Annotated in this window: 1 protein-coding gene; it reads left to right on the forward strand. The window is 29.2% G+C overall.

All coding sequences use genetic code 11. The annotated features are described in order from the left end of the window. Window positions 1–847: hypothetical protein (locus KJQ99_RS09400; protein ID WP_214150667.1), on the forward strand; the 847-nt coding region annotated here is incomplete at its 5' end. Window positions 848–1118 lie beyond the last annotated feature (271 nt).

Consider the following 1118-nt stretch of genomic DNA (forward strand, 5'->3'; position numbering starts at 1 on the left):
TATGAAAGAATTCCAAGCTGCACCAGATGGAACATTTACATATACTCCTGATTTAACAAACAGAGTAGATGGTAGTGGTTGGGAAGTTGGAACATATAAAGTATATTTATCAAGCTTAAAAACAGGACTTGTTAAAGAATTTGCATTTACAATAGACCTAAATACAGCTAAAGATGAAGTAGCTAACGATAACAATGCTAATGTAGATGTGGTTGTTCCAAGTGAAGTTGTTGTAAGTAATAATCATATTACAATCAATGAAGGTATTTACTATCAAGCAAATAGCAATAGTGCTATTGAAAAAATTAATGGTTATGTAACTGATAGCGTAAGCCCAGTTATTACAGGAACTGCAAAACCAGGTTCAGAATTAATAGTAAATCTAGTTAATGATGCTACAGGTAAGGTTGAAAGCTGGACAAATATTACAATTTGGGATAGCGGTAAATTTGAAATCGGCTTAACAGGTGAAAAAGGCAACTCATATCATTATGAAGTATTTGATTGTGTAGCGTGCAAACCAGTTGGCGAACCAGCAATTAGTCATACTTTTGAAATCAATGCAGGTAACTTTATTAACCTTAACCCAAGCGCAATTTTAGGAGATGATGCTGGAATTAGTATTCCAACTATTAAAGAAGAAAAAGTTGAAGCTAAAGATGAAACTAAAGTAAATGTTGGGGATATTTTAGATACTCAAAAAGATATCTTTAATGAAACTATAGCTCAACCAGCACAAGTTCAAGAAGGTTATATTAATCTAAAACTAGGTTCAGTTGCATTTGATGCGGCTTCTAAAGACTTAACACATTTAGATGAATTTAATAATATAAACCACCACTCTTAATATATAACTTGAGCTAGTAACAACTAGCTCAAGCTTTTATCTTTTTATAATCTTCAAAATTATTAGAATTTTTAATTTAATTATTATTTTTTAAGCATTCAAGCTCAATTATTTTATATTTTTATTGGTTGTTATAAGTATATTTATAGTAGGTGTATGTTATACATAGCAAAATTTTTAAAATATTTGATTGTAAAAATCACTTAAAGCTTTGTATAATAGAGTTTTAAAGCTTAAAAATTAATATATAAAACCATGCCACTTATAACAT

The sequence above is a fragment of the Campylobacter sp. 2018MI13 genome (assembly GCF_018501135.1).
Classification (GTDB): Bacteria; Campylobacterota; Campylobacteria; order Campylobacterales; family Campylobacteraceae; genus Campylobacter_E.